Origin of the sequence: Sphingopyxis sp. H053 (assembly GCF_001468225.1) — a bacterium.
Lineage (GTDB): Bacteria > Pseudomonadota > Alphaproteobacteria > Sphingomonadales > Sphingomonadaceae > Sphingopyxis.
Map to the genome: position 1 here is coordinate 1 of NZ_LNRU01000018.1, position 19,188 is coordinate 19,188.

Annotated in this window: 19 protein-coding genes and 1 pseudogene; 8 read left to right on the plus strand and 12 right to left on the minus strand. The window is 61.9% G+C overall.

From position 1 onward, the window contains the following. The 7 genes and pseudogenes from ATE70_RS22965 to ATE70_RS22995 form a co-directional block, all read right to left on the minus strand. A pseudogene (locus tag ATE70_RS22965) lies at positions 1-547 on the minus strand (TraB/VirB10 family protein); the annotation flags it as partial. Beyond that, complete coding sequence (locus ATE70_RS22970) at positions 544-1,311, minus strand: type-F conjugative transfer system secretin TraK (RefSeq protein WP_058539824.1); 768 nt, start codon at positions 1,309-1,311, stop codon at positions 544-546. The gene ATE70_RS22970 and the pseudogene ATE70_RS22965, both read right to left, overlap by 4 nt. Then, positions 1,295-1,930, minus strand: a complete 636-nt coding sequence (locus ATE70_RS22975; protein WP_058539825.1) for a TraE/TraK family type IV conjugative transfer system protein — start codon at positions 1,928-1,930, stop codon at positions 1,295-1,297. The genes ATE70_RS22970 and ATE70_RS22975 overlap by 17 nt, the downstream gene beginning before the upstream one ends. A gap of 5 nt (positions 1,931-1,935) precedes the next feature. Continuing rightward, positions 1,936-2,202 (minus strand): hypothetical protein, encoded by a 267-nt coding sequence (locus ATE70_RS22980; RefSeq protein WP_058539826.1) that lies wholly within the window; start codon positions 2,200-2,202, stop codon positions 1,936-1,938. Positions 2,203-2,317: 115 nt separating this feature from the next. Next, entirely contained in the window at positions 2,318-2,635 is a 318-nt protein-coding gene (locus tag ATE70_RS22985; RefSeq protein ID WP_058539827.1) for a hypothetical protein, read from the minus strand. Positions 2,636-2,839: 204 nt separating this feature from the next. Next, on the minus strand, positions 2,840-3,580 hold the full coding sequence (locus tag ATE70_RS22990; RefSeq protein WP_231728032.1) for a DsbC family protein: 741 nt from the start codon (positions 3,578-3,580) through the stop codon (positions 2,840-2,842). A 19-nt stretch (positions 3,581-3,599) separates the two neighbouring features. After that, on the minus strand, positions 3,600-3,905 hold the full coding sequence (locus ATE70_RS22995) for a hypothetical protein (protein ID WP_058539829.1): 306 nt from the start codon (positions 3,903-3,905) through the stop codon (positions 3,600-3,602). A gap of 380 nt (positions 3,906-4,285) precedes the next feature. Here ATE70_RS22995 and ATE70_RS23000 point away from each other — a divergent pair, with 380 nt between their 5' ends. The 6 genes from ATE70_RS23000 to ATE70_RS23020 all read left to right on the plus strand — a co-directional run bounded on the left by ATE70_RS23000 (position 4,286) and on the right by ATE70_RS23020 (position 8,670). Next, positions 4,286-4,663: a hypothetical protein gene (locus ATE70_RS23000; protein WP_058539830.1), complete on the plus strand. Its 378-nt coding sequence runs from the start codon at positions 4,286-4,288 to the stop codon at positions 4,661-4,663. A 143-nt stretch (positions 4,664-4,806) separates the two neighbouring features. Then, entirely contained in the window at positions 4,807-5,223 is a 417-nt protein-coding gene (locus tag ATE70_RS23005) for a helix-turn-helix domain-containing protein (protein WP_156416887.1), read from the plus strand. A gap of 3 nt (positions 5,224-5,226) precedes the next feature. Continuing rightward, a complete protein-coding gene (locus tag ATE70_RS23010) occupies positions 5,227-5,856 on the plus strand; it encodes a GntR family transcriptional regulator (RefSeq protein WP_058539831.1) in 630 nt (209 codons plus the stop codon). Between the two features lie 162 nt (positions 5,857-6,018). Then, the gene (locus ATE70_RS25020; RefSeq protein ID WP_156416888.1) at positions 6,019-6,159 is read left to right on the plus strand and encodes a benenodin family lasso peptide; all 141 of its coding nucleotides are present in this window, start codon (positions 6,019-6,021) and stop codon (positions 6,157-6,159) included. A gap of 55 nt (positions 6,160-6,214) precedes the next feature. Continuing rightward, positions 6,215-6,880, plus strand: coding sequence for a lasso peptide biosynthesis B2 protein (locus tag ATE70_RS23015; protein WP_058539832.1), 666 nt, complete (start codon positions 6,215-6,217; stop codon positions 6,878-6,880). Next, positions 6,880-8,670, plus strand: a complete 1,791-nt coding sequence (locus ATE70_RS23020) for an asparagine synthase-related protein (RefSeq protein WP_058539833.1) — start codon at positions 6,880-6,882, stop codon at positions 8,668-8,670. The genes ATE70_RS23015 and ATE70_RS23020 overlap by 1 nt, the downstream gene beginning before the upstream one ends. Before the next feature lie 23 nt (positions 8,671-8,693). Here ATE70_RS23020 and ATE70_RS23025 read toward each other — a convergent pair whose 3' ends face one another. The 5 genes from ATE70_RS23025 to ATE70_RS23050 all read right to left on the minus strand — a co-directional run bounded on the left by ATE70_RS23025 (position 8,694) and on the right by ATE70_RS23050 (position 15,706). Continuing rightward, positions 8,694-10,790 (minus strand): Atxe2 family lasso peptide isopeptidase, encoded by a 2,097-nt coding sequence (locus ATE70_RS23025; RefSeq protein ID WP_197411545.1) that lies wholly within the window; start codon positions 10,788-10,790, stop codon positions 8,694-8,696. A gap of 42 nt (positions 10,791-10,832) precedes the next feature. After that, a complete protein-coding gene (locus ATE70_RS23030) occupies positions 10,833-13,397 on the minus strand; it encodes a TonB-dependent receptor (protein WP_231732865.1) in 2,565 nt (854 codons plus the stop codon). A 119-nt stretch (positions 13,398-13,516) separates the two neighbouring features. Continuing rightward, a complete protein-coding gene (locus tag ATE70_RS23035) occupies positions 13,517-14,551 on the minus strand; it encodes a FecR family protein (RefSeq protein ID WP_058539836.1) in 1,035 nt (344 codons plus the stop codon). After that, positions 14,548-15,066 (minus strand): RNA polymerase sigma factor, encoded by a 519-nt coding sequence (locus ATE70_RS24595; RefSeq protein ID WP_058799776.1) that lies wholly within the window; start codon positions 15,064-15,066, stop codon positions 14,548-14,550. Before ATE70_RS24595 ends, ATE70_RS23035 begins: the two co-directional genes overlap by 4 nt. A 256-nt stretch (positions 15,067-15,322) precedes the next feature. Beyond that, the gene (locus ATE70_RS23050; RefSeq protein WP_082639239.1) at positions 15,323-15,706 is read right to left on the minus strand and encodes a MarR family winged helix-turn-helix transcriptional regulator; all 384 of its coding nucleotides are present in this window, start codon (positions 15,704-15,706) and stop codon (positions 15,323-15,325) included. A gap of 596 nt (positions 15,707-16,302) precedes the next feature. Here ATE70_RS23050 and ATE70_RS23055 point away from each other — a divergent pair. After that, positions 16,303-16,932 carry a DUF7146 domain-containing protein gene (locus tag ATE70_RS23055; protein WP_231732561.1) on the plus strand — a complete coding sequence of 210 codons (630 nt, stop codon included), beginning with the start codon at positions 16,303-16,305 and terminating at the stop codon, positions 16,930-16,932. 175 nt (positions 16,933-17,107) lie between these two features. After that, entirely contained in the window at positions 17,108-19,132 is a 2,025-nt protein-coding gene (locus ATE70_RS23060; protein WP_058539841.1) for a ParB/RepB/Spo0J family partition protein, read from the plus strand. Positions 19,133-19,188 lie beyond the last annotated feature (56 nt).

The window sequence follows — 19,188 nt, forward strand, 5'->3', positions numbered from 1 at the left end:
GCGCTGCCGGGGCGGCTGGAACTGCGGGCGGGGGCGGGATCACACCCGCCTCGCCGTTCGCTTCGGGCGGAGCGGGCGGATAGGCCGGGGCATCTCCCGGAAGGGCCGGGGGTAGCCCATCGTAGGCGCCGCCTTGTGTGGCGGGCATGCCATCCCCCAAGCTTCCGGGCGTGACCTTGCCTTCCTCGATGGCGGTGACCCGGTCGCCCAGCAGCGTCTGCCCGTCGAGGATCTTTTGCAGATCGCCGCGAAGCTTGACCTCGAGGCTGTCACCGCGAAGGCCCGCGCCCATGTCGAGCTTCGACGCTTCCGGCGGCTTCGGAGCCTCGGCATCCTTCGACGAACTCGCCGTGTAGAGCCCGAGCCCGACCAGCGCGATGGCCGATACGACCCCCGCTTGCTTGGCTCTCAACTGCTGCCGTGACGTCATGCGCTCCCACTGCGCCCGGAAATCGAACAAGGCCGGACCTTGCGATCCCTCGGCTGACGTTATCTGGCGAACAAGCGTTTCATCGCCTGTTGCGGCGCTGTCGGCTTCGGCGCTCACGGCTGCGCACTCCGGCGAACGACGATGAGGCGCGCGGTGTCTCCCGCGGCGAGCGTCAAGCGGTCGAGCGTCAGCGAGAAGATATCGGCACCAAAGGCATTGTCGAGAAAATCGCGCTCGTCGAGCGAGGTCGCTTCTGTTGCGTGAAGCAGATATTCGCTTACCGAAAGACCTGCGCCCTCGATTTCAAGGCGCCGCCGCTCGGTCGTTTTGACCTGCGGCAGGTCGCCGACTGCGACGGCCTCACGCGCGGGAGCGACCTCGGTGAAGGATGCGGGAACGCGGTCCTGAAGGATCGCGAGCGCGATGCCCACGGCCCGTTCTTCCTCGACCAGCGGTGCGAGCAGGGCGTCATTGGCCCGCGCGCGCTGGGCGGACCCGGGAACGAGCGTCACCGTCTGTGCGGGGATGTCGGCGGGTTCGGCATAGAGCGGATAGATCGCGCCGTTGCACGAAACGAAGAATTCGGACGGCGTTGTCACATAGCTGCGGGTCTTGGCGCCGGCATCGTCCATCTCCTGGACGAGGAACTTGATCCAGGCGTCTGATCCGCCGCGCTCGACCGCAAGGCCCTTTTCAGCCGAAAATTTCACATCTTCGATCTCGCCGCCGACGCATACGACATGGTTCACGTCGCGATTGGAGAGCCGGATGCGGCTGGTCTGGTCGGGGAGCACCGAGACCGATTGGGCGAGGGCTGCGGACGGCGCCAGCAGTGCGCCGAGGAGGCAGGCAAACCTCCGGCGGTTACCGGATATCGGCATTGAAATTCTCCTCTTGGAGGGCGGTCAGCCAGAAACGGCCATTTTCGGTCGCGTAGCGAATGCGCAGATTGCCACGAAACTTGCGGATCACGCCGCCGATCACGCGGACTTTTTCGACGGGCACCAATATTTCAGTGGCCGTGTAGGTGACGGGCTGGTCACCCCGAACATAGGTCGCGATCGACAGCGTCGGATTATTCTCGAGCTCGCCCAGCAAATGACTGAGACTATCGCGAAGCGCGTTGTAGGCGCTTGGATGGACGATCGTCAGCAGTTCCTGGAATTGCCGGTCCGCCGAATAGGCGGAATAGGTCCCCGCAAGACCGACGATATTGAAAGTGATCGTACGGAGATAGGTTTCGGAGGGCTTGCTGCCGGTGACATAAAGATCTCCGGTGGCGCCGAACGGGACGATGACCGTGCGCTGAGCCTGGTTCGTCGAATAGATGACGGTGCCGAGCACCATGCTCACGCCAAAGAGACCCGCGATCGCGAACTTCAGCAACCGGTTCTCCTCGAAAAGGTTGGCCGATCCTTGGAGATAGCGGTGCAAATGCCAGCTCGGGCGCGTGTCGCCGATCATGTCGGCGCTGTCCTTGCGTCTGAAGAAACCTGCCATCGGACCTACTCGAAGAAGCGGGTCTGGGTTGGACCCGGGTAGAAGCGGAAACGGATGAGACCCCAGCGCCAGGCGAGGTGCGGAATGAAACCGCGCGGCTTGGTTCGCTTCCACGGAAGGAAAAGGAGAAGGGCGCCGATGAGTCCCCAGCCGATCAGGCCGCCGACGATGACCGCGACGAAGATCGTGCTCATGACGACGACAAATTCCTGGGCGTCGAACCAGAGGATCTGGACCGGTCGATGCAGGAACTGCGGCAGACGTTCATCCAACGCCCTTCTCCCATGCTTCATCACGCGTCGGCGTGACATCCCGGAAATGACCACCACTCCCGGTTCCGGATGACGCGTCGGTCGCCGGGGCCTCCAGCGAGCGGCGCGCCGAATGTCAGATGACCATGCCGAAGGTCTGGAGGATCGAATCCGCCTTGATGAGGCAGACCGCCGCCACGATCGTCGGGATGCCGATCATGATGTTGGAGAAGAGCCGCGAGACGCCGAACAGAAAGGCGGCGACGCCGCCAACGAAGCCCAGCGGGCCCTTCACGCCCTTGTTCACGACGATGTCGTAAATGTCGTAACCGAGGTCGCCGGCCGCCGGCGCCTGGAATGCGTGGGCCACGCCGGCGCACGCGACTGCGGCCAGGAGGAACAGGACTGCCGCGTCAACCGTGCGGACCGTCCTTCCCCGAAACATTGTCATCATGTCCATTCTCCTTGAAGGGAGACCGTCCGAAGATACCTGCCGGCACGACGAAAATCGTTTCCGGCCGACGGCAGCGGTGGACGGTCTCCAAAAAAGCCGATGCCGCCGGCATTCCGGTCCTCGATCCCCTCAGGTCGCGCTCATGCGAGCGGCAGGGAGCAATCGGGGCCCGCCAGAAATTCTTTGGGGGGGTGAGGCTGCCGATCAGGGATCGGCGCCAGCGGCTCCCTTCTTCCCATTCAGGAACGCCTCGAGTTCCGCCTGCTGGAAGCCCGACACGAACTTCCCATCGACAAAGAGGGTGGGGGTGCCGGAAATGCCCATCTTGCGGACTGTTGCTCCGTGGCGCGCGACCTGCTCCGCACCGGCCTTGCATTTCGTCAGACCGGGAGGGCTCGCGCCCGCATAAATCGCCCTGAACGCCGCCGCCTTGTCCGGCGAGCACAGGATGTGCTCGGCCTTGGCGGCCGCGTCCGGGTGGATACCGCTCACGAAATAGACGAGCCGCTGGACCGGCTTGCCTTCCGCAGCCTTTGTCGCCCAGAAGCGATCGAGCGCCTGGCAATAGGGGCAATCGGGATCCGTGAACTCGATGACCTTCGGCGCGCCGACGGGGCCGATGACCAGGGCGTCGCGTTCGTCAATCGCCCCGAGCCGCTTTCGCGCGCTGGCGTCCTGAGCCATCGCGGTGATGTTCACGCCATTCTTGTCGTAAATCGCCGCGAACAGCAGATGATCGCTTTCCGGCGCGAAATAGAGGACTCGCCCGCCGGCGATAGCCTGATATATTGGCCCCCTTACAGGCGCCGGTCCGAACTCCTCGAACTGGAGGTTGGTGAAGGTCTGTCGCAGCTCCCGTTCCGCCTGCCCGGCGGCATCGCCGAGCGCGTCCCCGGACTCCTCCGCCGATGCGGCGTGCGCAAGCGCAGGGGACGCGATGGCCATGGCGACGCAGCACAAAGCACTAGCGGCGCGCATCGAATTTATCTCCGGCGGGCGCGACCGCGTTGAGGAAGATCGACCTGTCGATCCGGTGCGCCGCGCCAAGCGTGACCGGCGTTTTCGCCAAAGGCTCGCGAGGGTCCAGGATCGGGACGGTACGGCGTTCGATTGAAAAACCGCTCGCGTCCTGGGTGACGATCAGATCGCCCCGTCTGGCGGACGGTTCGGTCTGCCCGGCGCAGCGACCCGGATCGGAGTGGGCCGATGCGGGCGTGCCGCCGGATAACAGGATTGCGATGCCCGCAAGGCACCGATTGTACGGCGTCATGACTATCTCCTCGTGGCGCAAATTGCGCGGTGATTGACGATCGGTGGATCGGAACGGACCTGATGATCCGAGACCAAATGGTCTCCTCCAACCGGAACGAGGCGAGGAATGATGATGAAACGAAGAGCGCACAATGATGAGGGCACTGAAGTGCCGATTGTGCAAATTGCGCGCCGACGCTGCCTAAACGGCGCCCTGATTCACGATTGGCGGGCCGCGGGGTCACAATTGATCCCGGGAGACCGAAAAATGCACTTCGGCTTACTGGCGCAAATGGTTAATATGCTCATGGTATCACCACGCTGGTTTTCTGTGTGCTGGGAGGCAGACCGATGACGCGGCAATCACGCACGTTCAAATTGCGGCTTTCTCCGGCAGGCATGGATTTGCTCATCGACTCCCATGTCCACCTGATCCGAAGCACGCGGGCATTGCTCGCCTGGGGCACCACCCTCCAGGTCGCAGTCGATTGCCTCGACCGAATGCCGGCCCCCAAGGTTCTGGAGCAACTCGCCTCGCTTTCGACGGCGGGCCTTCAGGGCGGCGAGGATCATTATGTCGGCGCGTCCAAGGGGCTCAATCATATGGCGACGCGTATCGCCGAGCGCGTCGTTGAAGTCGCGCCGGATCGTGATGCGCCGACCCTGGCGAGCATCTACATTGTCGCCCTGCACCAACTCACAAGAACCGACCACAAAACGCTCCGTGCGACCTATGAACGCGTGAAGCCGGCAGCCCATAGCGGCGTGCCCGGATAGAAGCCTTCACTTTCTCAAGGTCTTGCGCGACGCGACCCGGCAAGAATTGCGGCAGTTCCGTTTGACCGTGGTGTGATGCACACCTAGCATTCCAAGAGTTACAGGCCTTGGCTGGGGCAATCTCCCGAGAAGGAGACGCGGAAATGTCGCTGGAAGACGCGGCTTCCGTCGCTGAAGGCCCGCTGTCGCGTATCAAGGAACAGTCGGGAAGGCGAATTGAGGAAGCGAGAAAACGGGAAGGGCTGACGCAACGCGAATTGTCGAGAGAGCTCGGCATGGGCGTGCGCTGGCTACGCGAAATCGAATCCGGAAATCCGAAGGCAAGGCTCGATGACCATCTGCTCTGTGCTTACAAGCTGGACCTCTCGACAGGGCATATCCTCATCCCGCTGATGTTCTATTCGCAGAAGATGGCGTTTCCGATGCAACTCGCGATCGGAGATCTGCGCGAGCTCGAGCGACTATGCATCGAAGTCGTCGCGCAAAAGCATCTCGACCAGCTGACGAGTGCGCTCACGCCCCGATGGAGCCAAGGGCTCCGGATATCATCGGCTGCCTGATCGATGGGGCTCGAAACCGCCACTCACCAGCGGATTTACCGCGCAATCAAGGAAGACTATCTCGCTGGTGTGTTCTATCCAGGAGCGCGGATCCCAATTCCGGCGATCGCGCGTCGCTCCGATTCCAGCGTAACGCCTGTGCGCGAGGCCCTGTATCGCCTCGTTGGCGAGGGGCTCGTTGAAGCCGATCCGGACGGCGGTTTCCGAATCGCGCTTCCTGACTTCAATGCGCTTGCCAATCTCTATGCGTGGTCGGGGCATCAGCTTCTGTCTGCCCTGCACTTGACAAGCCGATCCGCCATAAAGGCTGCGATGGCGCGGATCCGGAGTCTGGATATCGGCCCGGATCCTATCTCTATCGTCACGGCGACATCGGCAACATTTGAGGCGATCGCGTGGGCATCTGGAAACAGCGAATACCTGGATTCAATCCGGCGAACCAATGAACGCCTGCACTATTCTCGACTCGCCGAGGTCGGCCTCTTCGGCGACCTCGAACGGGAGCTTCGGACGTTTGTCAGAAACGGCACAATCGACGTCAAAATGAACGTCCGAAGACGCGTGACCGCTTATCATCGACGACGCGTGGAGCATGTGGCGCAACTCTGTGCCTTGCTACAAGGTACCGCATAAGCTTCTGAAAACCGGGCGCGATCCTCGTCAGGTTAATTTCGATTTTGGTCTAAATCGCTGATTTAAAGCAATAATTGCTGCGTATATGGGCGGAGAACTCCTTCAACCCGCGTAAATTGGGACTACCGCGAATGTCCGCGGTGTTTGAAGAAGGAACGTATCATGCAACGCAATGACGATCATCTCGACGCCGAAGTCATCGACCTCGGCGTTGCCAGCGAAGTCACCAAGGGGTCCATCGTGGGACCGCTCGACACCAAGGGTGGCCGCGATTTCGGTGCCGCGGGAATCTCCGACGACTGAACGGGAGGGCGCACGGCCCCCGGGTGTCGTGCGCCCAACCCCGAGGGGTTCGACCATGCCTCTGCGCCTGCGAGACGATTTGTACTTCTGCATCTGTTCTGGACGAGCCGTCTTTCTGGACGTCGGTGCCGACCGATATTTTCAGTTGCCGGTTCATCAGGATTTGGCTTTCCAGCGGTTCGCCTCTGGTCAAGCGCCACAACCAGGCGACGAGACCACCCTCGAGGCAATGGCAATCAGCGGCCTGATGGTCGATGCGCATCATGGTGCGCGGACGTTTTCGCCTGTCACTGTCTCCCCGCCAATGGCCGAGATCGACCCGATGCTGTCTATGGCCAGGCTGACCGATCGGCTCGCGGCCCTCCTCTCGGTCCATAGAGCGCGACGCGCACTAGCCAAGCGACCACTCAAAAACCTCTTTGATACCATGTCGCGGTCGAGCGCCGCGCTCGTTCCGGATCGCATCGAAGATTGGACCGCTGTAAACCGCGTCGCGGCGGCGTTCGCGGTAAACGGCATCATGATACGGCGTCAGGATCAATGCCTCCCGCTGTCGATCGCTTTCAAACACCTCTGCCTTGCACGCCGGACTCCCACCACGCTGGTGATCGGCGTCAAGCTCGACCCCTTTGTCGCGCACTGCTGGATTCAAAGAGACGAATATGTGGTCAATGACACGCTTGAACGTGTTCGACTTTTTACCCCGATACTGGCGCTCTGATGGCGCTTCGATATCTTGTGTTGGCCTCGCGCGGCGGCAAACTCGACGACGGACTGGTCGACGCGGTCGGTGAACGAACTGGGCTTGTCACGCATTGGCGCTCTAGCCGCCTCGCTGTTCTGACGAGCGAGCAGCGGTCGCCACTCGAAATTGGTGACGGCGCCGGTACGATCATCGGCGACCTGTTCCACCGCCATGGCAGCGGCCCCGCGATCAGGGATTTCGATGCCGCGTCCAGGGTCGGCCTCGCTGCAGCGCCGGTCCGGGAACTCCTGGAGCGTTACTGGGGCGGATATCTTGCTGTCTGGACCGATGGCGAACTGGTCCGCGCGCTTCGCGACCCATCCGGCCAGTTGCCATGTTGCTATGCATTCGGTCCAAGGGCCGTTGCGTTCGCATCGGATCCAAGACTCTTGATCGATGCTGGGGTTGTAAATGTGTCGATTGATTGGGGCGGGGTAGCGACCACTCTCTATGTCGACGACCTCGCGCAGATACGCACGGGACTTACCGGTGTCTCCGATTTGCTTGCAGGCAACCTTGCTACCGTGGACGAACGTGGCTGCTCGCAGGCTGTTTGCTGGTCGCCGTGGCACCATGTTTCGAACCCCCTGGAGGTGGATTATTCCGTCCATGTCGAAAGACTGCGCCGGGCTGTCGAACAATGCGGCCGGGGGTGGGTCGCCACATTCGATAAAAGCATTTTGGCCGTATCGGGCGGCCTCGACTCGTCGATCCTCGCGTCGTGCGTGGCGGGATCGCCGGAAGTGGAATGCTTCACACTTCGAACGAATGAACCGCGAGGGGACGAGACAATCTATGCCGAGGAGCTGTGCAAATGGTGCTCGCTGCCGCTCGAGACGCGAACCTATCGGCTCGATCGAGCCGATATCATGCAGTCCGCCGTTGCGCATCTGCCAAAGCCCGGGGGGCGAACGCAGATGGTGGCCTATGATGAAACCGTTATTCGGCAAATGGCAGCTCGGTCCGCGACGGCATTCTTCACGGGCGCTGGCGGGGACAATGTCTTCTATAATACACGCTCTGTTCGCCCTATCGTCGATCGCTATCTCGCGGCTCCGACCGTCCCGGGCCTTCTGGCGACACTACGCGACCTCGCACAGGTCACAGAAGCGAGCATTTGGGAAGTGGCGCGTCGTGCTTTTTCCGTTCCGAGACGCCGCGGCCCCAAATATAGCTGGCCTTTCGATCCGCAGTTTCTCCATCCAGGCTGGATCGGACACCTGATACGGGAAATGCCATCTCATCCCTGGCTGGAGGCGCCGACGGACGCGTTGCCCGGGAAATGTGGACATGTCGCCATGATCACGCGCGCCCAACATTATATGCACGGACACGACAGGCGACTTAATTTCACCGAGATCGCACCTCTTCTGTCGCAACCCGTCGTCGAAGCGGCATTGGCCATTCCCAGCTGGATGGCTTGCGAGGGCGGCGTCGATCGCTCTGCGGCACGGCGCGCCTTCGCCCCCAAGCTTCCGTCGAATATTATCCGCAGGCGAATGAAAGGCGGCCCGGACGCGTTCGCAATGGAGATATTGAGATCCAACTACGACCTCGTTCGAAACCGGCTTCTGGGGGGGCAACTCGCAGCCAATGGGATCATCAATAAGCCGGAACTGGAGGTTGCGCTTGCTAAAGACCGGATGACGCATGGTACGAATTATGTGCGCCTCCTGCTTCTCCTCGACACCGAATCCTGGATTGAAGCGTGGCAATCGAGTGCGGACCAACACAACATAAGCGCCCGGGGATCCGTCGCGAGTTGACAAATGCACTACGACTTCCAGCTTCATCCACAATGGTCATCCTTCCGGCATTTTTCGCGAAGGTCCTGCCAGTGTTCGGCTTCTGCTCGTCGACGGGGGTCGGTCGGAAGGTCCCCTTTGAACCAGAAGTTGAACCAGTCGAGCGACCGCTGATAAATCGCCAGCCGGTGCGCGGGCTGCCACTTAATGTGGAATTCGTTTGGAAACACAAACAGGTCCACGAAACGACCTGCCTGCTTCAAGGCGGTGTAAGCCTCAAGCCCGCCCATATATTCGCGATCGGATGCCTGTATCAGGATTGGCATTTTGATCCGGTCCGTGTTCTGAGCGAAGGAAATTTCACGCCAAAACTCGGGCGCCGGCCGAAGGATGCTCGGATAGCCGATCTGCCTGTAGAGTTCGTCGAGGTCGGGCCCGTCGAGATAGGCTTGGGACCGCTCCCAGCAACAGTGGCTCATGATCGCTGCGGAGAACAGCGAACTGTGGAGTGCGGCGAACTGAATGGTTGTCGTGCCGTCGCTCATCCCGGTGATGCCGATGCGCTTGTCATCGATGATCCCGCGATCGATGAGCTGTCTAAGCGGCGTCTCGATCGATGAGAGAAAGCTCTTCCGATTGCCCCAATCTTTTAGATTGACCTGCTCGACCTCGATCAGGGTCGTCGCGCCCGCCAATATTCCGAGATGCGGTGGCCGGTTGACGCTGAGGACCGCATACCCCTTGTTCGCAAGCGCCTGGATCGGATATTCATCTCCGACGCCGCCCCGCAAGAATCCCCGCGACACATATTGCACGACGACCGCCGGATAACGTCGTCCAGGCTGGTAATTTGCGGGGAAGACGAAATCCGCTGCGCTGTCCAGCCCAAAGCTGTTCCGGACGTTTATACGCTCGACTTTTCCAACCCGGAGACCTCGCCATTCTGGGTTCGGATCGAAAAGCGTTTCCATAGACCCGCGCCGAAGATCTATCCGAACGAGGTGCCGCGGTCGGGTCGACGTTTCGCGCAAACACAAGAGGCTGTGCCCCGATGGTTCGCAATCGGCAAAATAATCCTTCGTTTGCAAAATCCGCTTCGGGCGCGCCTCGCCGGGGTTCCATTCGTAAAGACCCGTCAGGCTCTTGGCCCAACCCTCTCGCCGAAGAAAGAGCACCCGCTTTCCGCCTGCGATCGTCCAGGCGGGCGCTTGGGCATCCGAACAACTGTCAGACGCACAACGAACGGTTCTGCCGTTGGCCCCGGCATATTTGACCGTCGTGCCCGGATAGACAAAAGTGGCGTCGGTCGTTTCAATCCACGCATCGGGCACGCGGCTCTGCTTCGCTTTGGCGCCAGGTTCACGCGGGTTCTTGATGGATGGGGCGTCGAGCGCATCGCGCTCGATAGCTGTCGCGGGCCGCGCGCTGCCGCGCTCCAGATCCAATGCGTGGAACGTGGAGGCAATCTGTTCCGGCAACTGCGGCTTGCTTCCGGCCAGCGGGAAAAACCGGTCGTCGAAGTGATGGCCCGTAAGCCCTTCTCGCTCGATGGCCGCTTTGGCTTCGTCTAGGGCAGGGCGGGTCGTGAAGATGACGCTTCTGCCATCGGGCATGAGCCGAAATCGATCGACATCGATCGGGCTATCAGTCAGCGGCGCGCTTCCGCTTCCATCGATTGCAGCCTTCCAGACCTGTGTCCGTCCACGCACGCGCTTCAGGAACATCACCCACCGACCGTCCGGAGTCCATTGCGGCGTGATCGCTTCGATAATCCCGCTTTCCTGTGTTGATCCATCGAGCTGGTGTATTTCATAGCGGATGAGATCTCCGCCTTGGTCGATGAGCCGCGGCGCGGCGCCCGACAAGGGAACGACCATGATGCCTTGGCAATAGCTGTTCGACGCCGGATCGGCTTGTCGCAGAGGAAGCGCCACGGCGCTTCTATCCGGCGATAATGTGAACAGGCGGCGGTCGGGAAGCTCATTGAGCGGCGGACCGATGTCGCGAACCCGCGCGAGATCTTCTGGCTCGACGCCGCGTCCATTTCCCTTAGGCTGTTCGAAGGCGGGGGGGACCAGTCCGGAACAATCCGATTGGGCGGCCCAGCCCGGCCCAGCCAAGAGGAACTGAGACGCGAGCATGGTGGCGCAAGCGAGCATGCGATTCCGGTGGCCGCGCACAGGTCACCACGCCTTCGTGATCGTCAGGTTGATCGTTCGGCCCGACGCAGGATAGTTCGTTGAATCATACGACGGGTCGCTCACGCTTCTGCTGCGCGTCCTCGAGGGATGTTCGTTGAAGAGGTTGCCTACCGCGACGAGCACACTGGCGCCGCGGAGGGGGCCAGCCGATGCGCTGCTTTTCCACTGTCCCGCAAGATCAATGCTCACAAAGGAGTCGACGCGGACAAGCGGCGGGAGCCTGTTGTCCAAGGTTCCGCCTATATAGGTGCCAAAACCCGACAGGCTAAACTCGCCATGGTTCCAGGTAGCACCGCCTTGAGCTCGCCAGTGGGGCGGGTTGAAAATGAATCCCGCGAGGCCGACCGTTGCGGCTCCTTCCAGAAGCTGCCGGTTGCTCTTGAGATAGGTCGCCGACCCTTGCAGGCTCAGGTGGTCGCTAGTGCCCAACTCGATCCCATAACTAGCCGCAAGGTCGACGCCGCTCGCTTTCTGCTGAGCCGTGTTGCGGAGCACACCTTCGACCAGCGCATAGACACTGCCCGGATCATAAGGACCGCCAGTAAAATTCTCGAGGCCGAAGAGCGAGCCCGCCGACCGGGCTTCAATCTCGGAAGCGCTCGGAGATAATGTAATCAGGTGGTTATAAAGCGGATTTGATAGCGCGCCGAAAAGTGACGTAATGGGATTGGCAACGCGGCCATTGTAGCGGATTTCGAAATAGCTTGCCTCGATCTTGAGGCCAGGCGCGAAACGCGGTGCGATCGTGGCAGTCGCTGTCCAGGTTGTTGCCCTCTCCGGGCGTAAGTCGGGATTTGCACCGGCGGTATAAGCAACGGTGCTGCCCGCAGGCGCATTGCTGGCGCCGAAGAACTCCACTGGGAGCAGAAGGACTTCATAGCCCCGATACTGGTCGTAGAGCGTCGGCGCCTTGAACGATTTTCCCCAGCTGAGCTTGAAGGAGAGACTATCGTCCGGACTGTAGATCAATCCCAACTTGGGCGATGCCACGCCGCCGATGTCTTCATAGTCTTCATACCGCACGGCCGCCGTCGCTCGCAGTTCTCGAAAGAATGCAGCGGCGTTGGTTTCGCCGAAAATAGGCAATGACAGTTCCCCAAAACCATAACGTACCTTGTGCCGCCGGTTGAAGGAAAGGATCGGGGTCGTGACATCGCCAATGGTCTGGCTGCTGCGAGCATCGAGGCTGGTAGATCGAATCCCGGCACCGATGACGAGCCGCGTGTCACCGCCCGGAAGCGCGAAGAGCGGACCTTCTCCATAAGCCTCCAGGCTCTCGATCGAATTGTCATATGGAATCCGACGCGTGCTCGCGAGCTGGCCACGTCGATAGGAAATGCCATTGCCGATCGTCCGGTCTTCACCATACGTCCCCGCGACGCTGAGTTCCCATGATCCCGGAAGCTGGACGCGCCACGTCGGTGAGATCGAGAATGTCTCGACGGTGCTCGCAAACGTATCGCCAAAAATGCGGACATCGGAGTCGACGGAAAAGGGGTTCGCCTGCGAAGATTTTCGCCGGCTATATTGGCCATCGATCTCGATGCGAACGCTGTCGGTCAACTGGTGGAAACCGGAAACGACGCTGCTGAACTGATCCATGCCCGGTATCAGAGTCGCCGATCCGTTGACGCTGTCCGCATAGGGTCTTTGGCCTGCGGTGATCGGTGTGGAATGCTTATAGTCCGCCGTCAGCAATATGCCGCCGCCCGTCCAGGTCGTACCGGTGACCGCGCTATACTGTTGCTCGGTCCCGCCACCGTCGGTCGTGAACCCCACCCGCGCCGAGGTCCACACGCCGTCAAAGCTCTTGCGCAGAATCACGTTTGCAACGCCGCCGACAGCATCGGATCCATAGAGTGCGGACGCGCCGTCAGCCACGATATCAAGCCGGTCGATAGCGGCCAATGGTATCGCCGAGATGTCGACTCCCTGGCGAACCCCGTCATACGCAACGCGGTGACCGTTAATCAGCGTGAGCGTCGCGTCGGGGCCCAGGCCACGCAGGTTGACCGTTGACGACGAGTTCAGATTCTCGCTTCCTCCTTGCCCGCTGCCCACGACACCTGGGTTTTGGCCGCCGCTGAAGTTTTGCGGGAGGTTGCGAACATATTGACCGAGATCAGAGAAACCTCGCTCCACGATGTCATCACGCGTCGCAACGATGACGGGTGAGGCAGATTTGCTTCCGCGAATTCGGGTGCCGGTCACGAGGATGGCTGTGTCTTCGTTCGCCGTCGGGCTGAGTTCGGGGGCACCCGACGGTGCCGATCGCCCCCGAATGACATAGCCGCCATCCTGGAATTCCGCGACAAGATCGGTCCCCGCCAGCAGGCGGGCGATTGCTTCCTTGACGCTATAGGAGCCGCGAAGCGGAGCGACCTGCCGTCCTGCGACCGCTTCGGACGCGAAAATCACCTCCACCCCGGCCTGCCGCCCGACCGCGATGAGGGCGTCGGCGAGGGGCATCGATGCGATGCTGAAGTCTTGCCGGGTATCCTGTGCCAGGGCGATATTCGGAACGCACAAACCGCCAATCGCAACCACCGCCAGCAACGTGCTACGGCCAAATCGTCTCGCCACCATCCTGTCCCCCAATTTCTCGCCGGCTAGTCGGCTATGGGGAATGGACGCTCGCTATCGCGAACTACGGGGCGGCTGCGAGATTATTTATTTCGTCGCCGCAACAAGATCTCACCATCTGGAGCATGCTCGACAGCGAGGTCGAAGAGGAGCGCAAGTTTGGCCGCGAGCTTATCCGGCTCATCAAGACGAAACCGGCCGGACACCTTCAAGCGGGCAAGTTCGTCGTCGACCACCCGAATGGACGGTCCATGTCGACTGGCAAGCGCAAGAATCTCGCCAAGCGGCGTTGCCGCAAACTCGCGCACATCCGGCACGACGGTCTCCCCGGCCGGGCGTTTGGCGTCGCTGACCGGAGGGGGCGGCACCACCTGCGGATTGACCGCGCTCCCGTACGAAACCGTCTCGCCCATCACCATGCGCTTGATCGTGCGGGTTCTCGTCGCACTGGGCATGGCGACATCGACCTTGCCTTGAAGAAGTCGCACCGTCACATGCTCCTCGCGATTCAGGGCAACCTCGAAGATTGTGCCGCGCGCCGTGATGCTCCCGCGCGCCGCGAGAACCACGAAGGGCCTTCTCTCATGCGCGACCTCGAATCTGGACCGGCCTCGCTCGAGACGAAGCGTCCGCTGCGCGCGGCTATAGCGGACGACCAGTGCGCTTTCGGGTTGCAACGTCACCTTCGAGCCATCGGACAGCACTTGGGTCAAGACCTGCCCCTCTCGCGTCGCCAGCCGCAATGCCCCTTCGGGCGCGACGGCGGCGGTTTCCGGCACCGGGCGCCATGGTCCGTAAACCCATAGGGAGGATAATCCGGTCACGATGACTGCCAGCGCGGCCAACACTCCCAGGATCTGGTGTGCACGGCGCCGATGAGCGGGATCACTTCGCGCATCTTCGCCATCCCGTTCCTCCTTCAGGAACTTGCCCATCGCATAGATTTCGCTCGCGCGATTGTAGAACGCCCGGTGCAGGGCGCCTCGTGCAAGCCACGCCTCGAACGCGGGTTTGTGCAGGTCGGCTTCCGGGCCGCGCATCCGGCCGAACCAGACGGTCGCTTCCCCCATGAGGCCGTCCCCGTCGTCCGGTTCGTCCTGAAATCCTTGGTCGCTCATCCCTTGTTCAGCGCTTTCCCGATCCGGAGGATCGCCTCTCCAATATGCCATTCGACCGTTCGCGTGCTAATGCCGAGTTGCCCGGCGATCAATTTGACGCTCAGCTCCTCAACCCTGTGTAAGAGAAAGACCTCCCGCGTCCTAGGCGGTAAAGCATCAACTGCGGCGCGATAGAGTTCCTGCATCTGCTCTACTTCGATCGCATGGGCCTGATCGGGCTCCATGCCCGGCTCAATGCCGTCCATCGACGTGAAAACAGGCCGTCGCCGTCGCTTCCGGTGTCGATCGATGAGAAAATTACGCAAGATGCGCTTGAAATAACCTTCCGGGTCACGAAGCTCGGCGAGCGGACGTCCAGCCGCCAATCGTGCGAACACATCCTGGACGAGATCTTCAGGATCCTCCAGGCCACGGAAGCGGAACCGGAAGTATCGCGCCAGCTGCGGGGCTTGGGTGCGGTAGACTGCTTCAAGATCGCGGCGGTCGCTCGCGGTCTCCTCGCCATGATCTTCCATCCGGGAGGGCATGGGATCACACGAAGATCGTGTCATGACCGGTCGCAACCGGGACAAGGGAAAGGCAGACAATAATCACGGGCAGGCCATCCGAAGATGCCGGTCAAGATGCCTATACTATCGTTCGACCCGAATGGTCGAACGCCCGTGATGTCTGGCAGGATAATTCCACAACGTCGTTTGCCGGCAACCTGACGCGCTGCGCATCAAATGTGCATCACATCTCGCTCCTTCGCAACCATGTCTTTGTTCCCCCTCAAGATCCGCATTGATCTATGAGGCTGATCAATTCCTCGATGCATTCGTCGAGCAAGCGAAGGCCGGCGGCGGAAAGGTCCACATTGACCCGCCGCCCGTCGCGGGGATCGGGATATCTGGTCAAAAGCCCGCATTCAACGAGCCGGTTGATAGTGAACAATGCCGTGCGGCCCGGAACATTGGTCGCGCCGCACAGGCTGGTCAACGAGATGGGCCGGTGCTCATCGCGCAGATAAAGGTCCAGCATCATGTCGAGCGCCGGCGTCGAGAAGAGGTCGCGCCCCAGCCTGTCGCCGACATGGCGGCCCACGCGAACGATCAACCGCGCGAAGGCCACACGGTCCATTCCAGCGGCCGGAGGAGGCGCGCCTGCCTCCGCCATCACACAGCTCGCACGGCTCGATTTGCGATCGAAATACCGTTCGATCGCGGCACGCCGATATCACCGTCAATGCGGTGACCGGCGAGCACATAGGGTCCGCCCGCGCGCCCGCGTATCAAGCTCCCTGCCATGAATTGCCTCCTGCGCCGAAAGCCATCCTCGCTGAAGGGGGTGCCGCGAGATTGTAAAAAATTCCGGAAATCAGAGATTGCAATCAAATCGGATCAAATGGAGGTGCCGCTCGTACCCTATCGGGAAAACAGGTGGGGAGAGGGGGTGAAGGGGGGCGCTATCCCCTTCCATGAGACGATCCAGATATGAACTCCAATCACGACCCTGTCCTTCAATCGGCCGCGATCAACCTCGTCGAGGCCCTTGGCGGGCTATGGCGCGATGGCGGCGCGATGTGCCGATGTCCCGCGCATGATGATACAAGCCCCAGCCTGTCGGTCCGGATCGGCGAGCGAAGCCTGTTGTTCAAATGTTTCGCGGGCTGCCCGACTGCCGAGATATTGCGGGCGATCCGCCGGCTTCATCTCGGCATTCCATCGACTGCGCGCACGCCCTCCTTGAGTCCCATCGGCGCGCCATCGCCCATGACCGCGCTCGCGCGCCGAATCTGGGATGCCGGTGATCCTCTGCGAGGTACCGCTGGCGATCGCTATCTGCGCTCGCGCGCCCTCGCGATCCGGACATCGGCGCTGCGATACAATCCGCGTACGCCCCTGGGCCGCGGCCCAAGCGTCCGGTTTCGTCCAGCCATCATCGCCCCGATCGTCGAAGCGTCCCGATTGGTCGCTGTCCAGCGCATCTTTCTCGACCCGTCCACAGCGACGCTGGCCGCCGATCTCGAGAAACCCAAGCTCACGCTCGGCCGTCCATTGGCCGGGGCGGTTCGCCTGTCTCGCACACGCACGGTGCTCGGCCTCGCCGAAGGGATTGAGACGGCGCTTTCGGCCATGGTCCTGCTCGGTATCCCGGTATGGGCTACCCTTGGAAATGAGCGTCTGCCCCGGATCCGGTTGCCCGACACGATCGAGCACCTCCTGCTTCTTCCCGACGCCGACAAGGCCGGCCGGGCCGGCGCGCACCTCGCGGAGCGGGCCTATGCCTGTCCCGGCCGCACTGTCGAAACGCGAATGCCTTGGTTCGGTTTGAATGACTGGAACAATGTCTTGCGGCGGGTGGCTGCAAACGGCGATCGCGATCTGGCCGACGCGGCCTGACGCGACGCGGCCGAACCAGTGTCGGCCATGAAGGCATAAAGTCTCCTGCCAAGCGGCGTTCGCCGGGAACCGATGAGAGGCCAGGGCGCCCGCGCACTCGCGGAAGGGAGGGGGGAGGGGCGCGGGTGCGGCTTGCGGCCTGATGGTCAGGACGCCCCGCCTTCGGAGTATCATCATGCAATATCCAATCCTCTACGCGCCCGCCGCCAATTGCTCGGTGTCGCCGCTCAACGTCCGCAAGCACAGCAATGCGACCGCCGACAGCGAGCTCGCCGCCAATCTGGGCGAGACCGGCGTTGTCCTGCAGAACCTCATCGGCGTCGCCGTGAAGCGCAAGAAGGATCATTTCAGCATCATCGGCGGTGGCCGGCGCTTGCGCGCTGTTCACGACCAGATCGCGCAAGGAAAGCTGCCCGCGGATTTCCTGGTCCCCGTGATGGTGATGGCGAACGAAAAGGACGCCATCGAGATGAGCCTCACAGAGAATTATTATAACCTCGCGATGAACCCGGCCGATGCCTGCGAGGCCTTCCGGAACATGATCGACAAGGAAGGCAAGACCACCGAGCAGGTCGCCAAGCGGCTCGGTCTGACGAGGCGCTTCGTCGAGGGCCGCCTGCGCCTCGCCAATCTAGCCGACCCGATCTTCGAGGCGCTGCGCTGTGAGCAGATCACGCTCGACATCGCCATCGCCTATGCCAGCACCTCCGACACCGGGCGCCAAGCGGGTGTTTTCGAAGAGCTCGGAGACAGCTATCATTCGAACAATGTCGGCGAAATCCGCAGGCGCCTTGCCGCGGGCTCCTACAAGGGCGCCGATCCCAAGGCGGTCTTCGTGGGCCGCGAGGATTATGAGACCGCCGGCGGCCGTATCGATGGCGATCTTTTCTCCAGCACCGATACTGAGACCTGGCTTGACGGAGACATTCTCGAACGGCTTGCCGAAGAAAAACTCGTCGCCGCGGCGCAGGCCATTCGGGAGCGCGAGGGCTTCGCGGAGGTTCGCGCGATTCCGGCGGGCCGGATCCCCTATATGGAAACCTGCCAGCTCGAACATCTCGATGGCGAGCCCGTTCCGCTGAGCGAAGATGCGGCCGTCCGCAAGGCCGCCATCGAGGCCGAGGTTGCGGAGATCGAACGGGTCGGGGAGGATGTCGGGGCGTATGACGAAGCGCAATATGACCGCCTCGAAGCGCTGAACGAGGAGCTCGAAACCATCGAGGATACCGGTTCCGTCTTCACCGACGAGCAGCGCGCCACTGCGATCGCCTATGTCGTCATCGACAATAACGGCCAGCCCATGCTTCATGAGCAGCTCTACGTCCTGCCCGCCGTCGATGAGGACGCTCCCGGCGATGAAGGCGAGGACGAGGAGGACGATGGCGATGGCGGCGAGGGCGAGGACGACGGCGTCCAGGATGAAAAGGACGAGGTCAAATTCAGTGCCCGGCTCCGCGATGAGCTCGCGATGATGAAGACCGAACTTCTCGCCGTCCATGTCGCCAGTGATCCTCATTTCGCGCTCGATCTCGGCACCTTCATCATGGTCGATACTGCAACGCGAACCTATGGCAGCTTCGATATGCCGAGCGAGCTCCGCGCGAGCGCACCCCACCCACGCGTCGCCAATTTCGACAGCGGCATGGCCGCCGCCGAGGCTTGGGCAAAGCTCGATGCCACGCTCGACCGGAGCTGGGCCAACCACAAGGACATCGAGCAGCGATATGACGGCTTTTGCTCGCTCGACGATGAGGCGCGGGCGGCCTGGCTCGGCTGGGCCGTCGCGCGAACGCTCCAGTCGGTTCCCGACGGCGCGGCCGGGAGCGGTTTCCTCAACCATCTCGGCGCCAAGCTTGGAATCGACGTGGCTGCCTGGTGGAGACCGACGGCCCGAAATTTCTTCGATCGCATCACCAGGCCTGCTATCCTGAAGCTCTTCGCGGCCATCGGCGGCAGCGAACTCGCGAGCCGCTACGCCGCGTCGCGCAAATATGACCTCGCCGTCTCGGCCGAAAAGCTCTTCGCGGGTACGATCATCATGGACAATGACGCCAAGGAACTGGCGCTGGTCTGGCTTCCAGGCGCGATGCGCTTCGTCGCCGAGGCCGATCAGGTCGGGGTCGACTTTCCCTGCGACGCCGATGGCGACGGTGCCACGGTCACGGCCGAGGAAGGCGGGTCGATGTCCGCGGCGGCCTGACGAACCTGCGCTTGGGGGCCGCGGCGGTGCTGCGGCCCCATCGCACCTCGATGTCC

Bases quoted from the DNA above. Each gene is read 5' to 3' on its own strand.
- ATE70_RS22970 (WP_058539824.1), bottom strand. From the start codon at position 1,311: ATGCCGATATCCGGTAACCGCCGGAGGTTTGCCTGCCTCCTCGGCGCA.
- ATE70_RS22975 (WP_058539825.1), bottom strand. From the start codon at position 1,930: ATGGCAGGTTTCTTCAGACGCAAGGACAGCGCCGACATGATCGGCGAC.
- ATE70_RS22985 (WP_058539827.1), bottom strand. From the start codon at position 2,635: ATGATGACAATGTTTCGGGGAAGGACGGTCCGCACGGTTGACGCGGCA.
- ATE70_RS22990 (WP_231728032.1), bottom strand. From the start codon at position 3,580: ATGGCCATCGCGTCCCCTGCGCTTGCGCACGCCGCATCGGCGGAGGAG.
- ATE70_RS22995 (WP_058539829.1), bottom strand. From the start codon at position 3,905: ATGACGCCGTACAATCGGTGCCTTGCGGGCATCGCAATCCTGTTATCC.
- ATE70_RS23000 (WP_058539830.1), top strand. From the start codon at position 4,286: ATGGATTTGCTCATCGACTCCCATGTCCACCTGATCCGAAGCACGCGG.
- ATE70_RS23005 (WP_156416887.1), top strand. From the start codon at position 4,807: ATGTCGCTGGAAGACGCGGCTTCCGTCGCTGAAGGCCCGCTGTCGCGT.
- ATE70_RS23010 (WP_058539831.1), top strand. From the start codon at position 5,227: ATGGGGCTCGAAACCGCCACTCACCAGCGGATTTACCGCGCAATCAAG.
- ATE70_RS25020 (WP_156416888.1), top strand. From the start codon at position 6,019: ATGCAACGCAATGACGATCATCTCGACGCCGAAGTCATCGACCTCGGC.
- ATE70_RS23015 (WP_058539832.1), top strand. From the start codon at position 6,215: ATGCCTCTGCGCCTGCGAGACGATTTGTACTTCTGCATCTGTTCTGGA.
- ATE70_RS23020 (WP_058539833.1), top strand. From the start codon at position 6,880: ATGGCGCTTCGATATCTTGTGTTGGCCTCGCGCGGCGGCAAACTCGAC.
- ATE70_RS23025 (WP_197411545.1), bottom strand. From the start codon at position 10,790: ATGCTCGCGTCTCAGTTCCTCTTGGCTGGGCCGGGCTGGGCCGCCCAA.
- ATE70_RS23035 (WP_058539836.1), bottom strand. From the start codon at position 14,551: ATGAGCGACCAAGGATTTCAGGACGAACCGGACGACGGGGACGGCCTC.
- ATE70_RS24595 (WP_058799776.1), bottom strand. From the start codon at position 15,066: ATGGAAGATCATGGCGAGGAGACCGCGAGCGACCGCCGCGATCTTGAA.
- ATE70_RS23050 (WP_082639239.1), bottom strand. From the start codon at position 15,706: ATGGCGGAGGCAGGCGCGCCTCCTCCGGCCGCTGGAATGGACCGTGTG.
- ATE70_RS23055 (WP_231732561.1), top strand. From the start codon at position 16,303: ATGACCGCGCTCGCGCGCCGAATCTGGGATGCCGGTGATCCTCTGCGA.
- ATE70_RS23060 (WP_058539841.1), top strand. From the start codon at position 17,108: ATGCAATATCCAATCCTCTACGCGCCCGCCGCCAATTGCTCGGTGTCG.